A 4,989-nucleotide genomic window follows, 5' to 3' on the forward strand; every position below is an offset into this window, starting at 1 on the left:
GAATAGCGCACGCCGACGGCGTCGATCAGCACGCGGACAGTGACGCCGCGCTTGACGGCGTTGCCGAGCGACTGGACGAAAAGCGCCCCGACCGCATCATTGTCGAAAATATAGGTTTCGAGCAGGACGCTTCTTTGCGCGGCATCAATTGCCCGGCACATCGCCGTATAGGCCTCGTCGCCGGTCTTGAGCACGGCGATGGTGTTTCCGGATGTCAGCGGACGCCGCGCCACCCTGTCGCCAAGCGTCTTCAACCCGGTGAAGCGCTGGCCGAATTCGGCGTTGATCAGGGCTTCGAGCGCGACGTCGCGGTCGTGCCTGGCGGCGGCCGCCTCGGGTGAAACCGGCCGCATCGCGCTGATCGTCGCGCGGCGGATGCGGTTGATGCCGGCAATGGCGTAGATGATCGCGCCGAGGAAAGGCGACAAAAGCATCACGCCCACCCAGCCGGTGGCGGCGCGCACGTCCTCCTTGGTCATGATGGCGTGCACGATACCCACCGCCGCCATTGCCAGCGAGAGGATCAGGATAAGCGTCGACCAGTGACTCGCAATCGCGTCAAGCATTGACCCGACTATGGAGCGAGCCGGGGCGGAAAGGCAATGCGGCGGGTTATTCCCGCGCTCATTCAGCCATCGGTCGAGATGGTTACGGCCCTCCAGGCTTCGATCCCCTGCTGCAGGCGTTCGATACGCTCGGACACGAGCTTGAGGGCGTCGCTGCCAAGCAGAAGCTGCGGCGGCGGAGCTTCGGATTCCACCAAAGCCAACACGGCCGCTGCGAGCTTGTCCGGATCGCCAAGCTGCTTGCCGCTTTTCGTCAGCCGGGCTTCACGGATCGGGTCGAACAGCGCGTCATAATCCGCGATAGACCTTTCGGTCCGGACCATGGAGCGCCCGGCCCAGTCCGTCCGGAAGGAACCGGGGCAGACGGCCGTGACGCGAACGCCAAACGGGGCCATTTCCGAACGCATCACCTCCGATATGCCCTGGAGCGCGAACTTGCTGCCGCAATAGTAAGCAATGCCCGGCATCGTGATCATGCCGCCCATCGAGGTGACATTGACGATGAAGCCACGGCGTCGGTCGCGGAACCTCGGAAGAAACGCCTTGGCGACCGCCACGGCACCGAAGACGTTCACGTCGAACTGGCGCCGCATCTCTTCGAGCGGCGACTCTTCAAGCACGCCTTCGTGGCCATAGCCGGCATTGTTGATCAGGACATCGACGGGCCCGTGCTCCTTCTCCGCCTGCGCGACGACGTCCGGCACGCGGTCGAACTCCGTGACATCGCACATGACCGTCCGCATCGCGGGCAGGGACCTGCCAAGTGCCGCGCGTGAGGTCTCGGACCGTACGGTGCCAATGACCGTATGGCCTGTTTGGATTGCGGCGGAAGCGATGGCGAGGCCAAAGCCGGAATTGGCGCCGGTGATGAAGAAGGTCTTTTTCGCCATGGTCTGCGGTCCTTGTTGATGGAGTGCGCCTTGGCAAATAGTATGGTGCGGCGGTCACCTGGATTGCGGTTTCTATGAATTCCTTGCCAAATCCTATCGAAGAAGACCCTGGACGAAAACGGGAACTGGTCGAGCTTGCCGGAACTCTGGCCGAACGCATTGGATACAATGCCACCGCGATCGAGAGCGTACGGGTGCTTCGGACGGAGGCCGTGCTCCATGACGTCCCGGTGCTTTATGAGCCGGGCGCGGTGTTCGTCCTGCAGGGAAGCAAGCGAGGCATCCTCGAACAGGAGGTCTACCTCTACGACGAAGAACACTATTTGGCGGTGTCGGTGCCGGTTCCGTTTCGAATGGAGTCGATGGCCAGCCCCGATCGTCCGCTGCTTGCTGTCTATGTCGAGTTTGACATGCGGCTGGCTGCCGAGATTGCAGGGCGGCTGGAGACGCATTCCGCAGTGGGAAGCGACACGCCACAAAGTCTCATATCGAGCATGATGGAGGCCGATATTGAGGATGTGCTGCTGCGCCTTTTGAAGGCGCTTCGCAACCCTGCCGAGACCGCCGTTCTTGGATCGGGCCTGCTGCGCGAGCTGCATTACCGGGTGCTGATTGGCCCGCAAGGCGGCGCAATGATCGCGGCCTTGCAGCAAAGGGGCAGGTCGGGAAGGATCGTGCGGAGCCTTGCATGGCTGCGGGAAAACTACAGCTGCGAAATCTCGGTCGCCGATCTGGCGAGAGAAGCAGGCATGAGCGTGCCTTCCTAACGTCCATTTCAGGGAGATGACCGGGAGCAGCCCGATGCAGTACGTGAAAGCCATGCGGCTGCACGAGGCAAGACTGATGATCGCGCGCAAGGGCACGATCGCTCAGGCCGCGGCTTCGGTCGGCTATGCGAGCGCGGCTCAGTTCAGCCGCGACTTCAAGCGGCATTTTGGGCGCACGGCTTCTGAAGAGATGAACTGGGTCCGTCGCCATCTGGGCGAGCTTGCCTGGGCGGAGTAGTCCGCCGTTGGCGCTCAGCCGGCTCTCCGCCTATGGCTTCCTGAAGAAGCCCGACAGAATATTCGGACCCGCTTCTCCGGGCCGCAGCCTGATCCCGTCCTCGAAACAGTTCAGGGTCACGCAGTCGAAGCCGTTGTGCGCGAGCAGCGCCACCAGCGAGTCGCGGTCGAAGTGGTGCAGGTGTTCGTTGGGGAGGCGCATGCGCCAGGTCCGGAACCAGGCGTCGCCGTCGGCGCCGAGCTCACGCCAGCGGCAATAAGGGACAGCGACGGCCAGATGCCGGGTCTTAAGGCGGGCTAGGAAACTGAGATCAGGGATGTGCTCGAGCACGTCGAACATGGCGACGAGATCCCACGAGCCGGCGAGCGCCTCCTCCCAATCGACAAAGCGGACACCTTGGGGCAGCGGAAACTCGGCGATGTCGCAGCCGGCGCAATCGGCGACGCCTGTAATCTTGGCGGCTTCGATGAATGTGCCGGTGCCGTATCCGATTTCGAGCACCGAGCGCGGAATCTCGCCGGTGATCCCCAGCACCCAGCCAAGCCGCTGGTAGCCGAGCTTGATGGTCCGGTCGCTCAGGTCCTCGTAGTACGAGATGTATTTCTTGTCGTATTTGATCGGCGTGAAGTCGATCTGGTGGATCACGCCGAATTCGTCCGCCTCATAGTTATCCAGCATTCAGACGCCGCCTCCGCATCCGAATTCTCTACATGGCAGAGCTAAACGCAAGGTAACGGGAACGCTGAGCGCTTGCGTCAAATCCCATTGGTGCGCCTCGCCATCAGCCGCAGCCAAGGCGTCAGATGGAAGCCCGCCATCAACAGATACATCGGCGCCATGCCGCTCAGCACCGAGGCGGCCGACATGCACATCATGTCGTGGTCGCCGTAGGCAGCCGTCAGCAGCGCCATCATGGCGAAGGTTGGCGCCGCGGCGAGGCAGAGCCAGTCGGCGAGGTCGAAGCCGCTCAGGCGAGGGGCGGGGTTGTCGATGCTCATAATATCCACCTTCTGAAGCGGTCAGGTTTGCAGGGGTCAGAGAGACAAGGCTTGGCGAGATCGGCTCCGGCGACGTGTGGCCGCCGCCGGAGTCGCTTCGCGCTCAGGCGCTCTTGTTGCGGAACGCCGCTTCACCGGCATCCGAGACCTCGACCCATCTCTGGTCTGGGGCGGCGCCTTCATCGTAATTGTCGTGCCAGTTCCACCATTTGTAGGTCTGGGTCTGCGGATAGCCCTCGGGCGAATCCTCCCACACCTCCTGACGGCCGAGCGGCGTGACGTCGAGATAGCTCCACACGGTGCCGAAGGCTTCGTCGCCGCGGTTGTTGACGAAATAGGTGCGGAAGATGCGCTTGCCGTCATGGATGAAGACGTTGTGGCCGTGCCATTGGTCGACGCCGAAATCCTTATCCCAGCTGTCGGTGATGGTGTACCAGGGCATTTTCCAGTCCATCTGTTGCTTCAACCGCTGGATGTCGGCCTGCGGCGCGCGCGAGGCATAGGCGAGCGTGGTGTCGCGGGCGTTGAGATGGGCGAGGTTACCGACCATGTCGGCGCCGAGCGAGCAGCCGCGACAGGCATGTTCGGGCCAGCCAAAGACACCCGGCTCGAAGAAGGCGCGGTAGATCACGAGCTGGCGGCGGCCTTCGAAGAGGTCGAGCAGGCTCGCCTTGCCGTTCGGGCCATCGAACACATAGTCCTTGGTGATTTCCATCCACGGCATGCGGCGGCGTTCGGCGGCCAATGCGTCGCGGGCGCGGGTCATCGCCTTTTCCTTGACCAGCATTTCTTCATAGGCGCCTTCCCACGCTTCCTGCGAAACGACCGGCGGTGTCTTCATGTGTTGGGTCATTGCTCTTGTCCCGTTCTTGGGTTTGGTTGGGGGTGACAGGGACAGACATAGGCCGCATGGTTCGATGGTGAGAGTTACAAGTGTGACGCGATTTGATCCGGCGCGCCTCGAGGCGACGGCATGGACTCGCTGATCAATGCCGCCGGCCGCGCGCTTGCGGCGGGCGATCCGCTCGGCGCCTTGAAGCGCGTCGCGCTGCGCGACGACGCGCCGGCGCTGGCGCTGCGCGGCATCGCGATGGCGCAGCTCGGCGATTTCGCCAAGGCCAAGGCGCTGCTGAAGGACGCGGCGAGGGCCTTCAGTTCGAGGGAGACCGTCGCCCGCGCGCGCTGCGTCGTCGCCGAGGCTGAGATCGCGTTGGTCTCGCGCGACCTCGGCTGGCCGGAAAGGGCCTTGCGATCCGCCCGCGCCACGCTTGCCGCGCATGGCGACCGGCTGAACGCCGCCTATGCCGGCAGCCTCGAGGCACGCCGCCTCATTCTGATCGGCCGGCTCGACGAGGCCGAGCGGCTGCTTTCGGATTTCGATCCGGCGCCGCTGCCGCCGGTCGCGCGCGTCGCGCATGAACTGGCCGCGGCCGGCATTGCGGTCCGGCGTCTGAGGACAAAGGCGGCGCGCTCGGCATTCGGCCGGGCATCGCTTGCCGCGTATCAAGCCAATATCCCGGCATTGAAGGC

The 4,989-nt window shown here is 63.7% G+C and carries 5 protein-coding genes and 2 pseudogenes; 2 read left to right on the forward strand and 5 right to left on the reverse strand.

Annotated features, from left to right (window positions below):
- On the reverse strand, window positions 1–566 hold a 566-nt coding region (locus EOA28_RS24620; RefSeq protein ID WP_189342167.1), incomplete at its 3' end, for a PLDc N-terminal domain-containing protein.
- Window positions 567–628: 62 nt separating this feature from the next.
- Window positions 629–1,456 carry an oxidoreductase gene (locus tag EOA28_RS24625; protein ID WP_127251034.1) on the reverse strand — a complete coding sequence of 276 codons (828 nt, stop codon included), beginning with the start codon at window positions 1,454–1,456 and terminating at the stop codon, window positions 629–631.
- Between the two features lie 74 nt (window positions 1,457–1,530).
- Between EOA28_RS24625 and EOA28_RS24630 the strand changes: the two are divergent.
- Window positions 1,531–2,461 (forward strand): annotated as a pseudogene (locus tag EOA28_RS24630) (AraC family transcriptional regulator).
- A 30-nt stretch (window positions 2,462–2,491) separates the two neighbouring features.
- Here EOA28_RS24630 and EOA28_RS24635 read toward each other — a convergent pair.
- The 3 genes from EOA28_RS24635 to EOA28_RS24645 all read right to left on the reverse strand — a co-directional run bounded on the left by EOA28_RS24635 (window position 2,492) and on the right by EOA28_RS24645 (window position 4,312).
- On the reverse strand, window positions 2,492–3,106 hold the full coding sequence (locus EOA28_RS24635) for a class I SAM-dependent methyltransferase (RefSeq protein WP_245463281.1): 615 nt from the start codon (window positions 3,104–3,106) through the stop codon (window positions 2,492–2,494).
- Between the two features lie 110 nt (window positions 3,107–3,216).
- Window positions 3,217–3,459, reverse strand: a complete 243-nt coding sequence (locus EOA28_RS24640) for a hypothetical protein (RefSeq protein WP_245463282.1) — start codon at window positions 3,457–3,459, stop codon at window positions 3,217–3,219.
- Window positions 3,460–3,562: 103 nt separating this feature from the next.
- Window positions 3,563–4,312, reverse strand: a complete 750-nt coding sequence (locus EOA28_RS24645) for a DUF899 family protein (RefSeq protein WP_127250603.1) — start codon at window positions 4,310–4,312, stop codon at window positions 3,563–3,565.
- A 120-nt stretch (window positions 4,313–4,432) separates the two neighbouring features.
- On the opposite strand from EOA28_RS24645, the pseudogene EOA28_RS24650 reads away from it, so the two are divergent.
- Window positions 4,433–4,989 (forward strand): annotated as a pseudogene (locus EOA28_RS24650) (helix-turn-helix domain-containing protein); the annotation flags it as partial.

The sequence above is a fragment of the Mesorhizobium sp. M2A.F.Ca.ET.067.02.1.1 genome (assembly GCF_004023285.1).
Taxonomy (GTDB): Bacteria; Pseudomonadota; Alphaproteobacteria; order Rhizobiales; family Rhizobiaceae; genus Mesorhizobium.

Excerpts from the sequence above, each read along its gene's own strand:
- EOA28_RS24625 (WP_127251034.1), bottom strand. The coding sequence starts at position 1,456 with ATGGCGAAAAAGACCTTCTTCATCACCGGCGCCAATTCCGGCTTTGGC.
- EOA28_RS24640 (WP_245463282.1), bottom strand. The coding sequence starts at position 3,459 with ATGAGCATCGACAACCCCGCCCCTCGCCTGAGCGGCTTCGACCTCGCC.
- EOA28_RS24645 (WP_127250603.1), bottom strand. The coding sequence starts at position 4,312 with ATGACCCAACACATGAAGACACCGCCGGTCGTTTCGCAGGAAGCGTGG.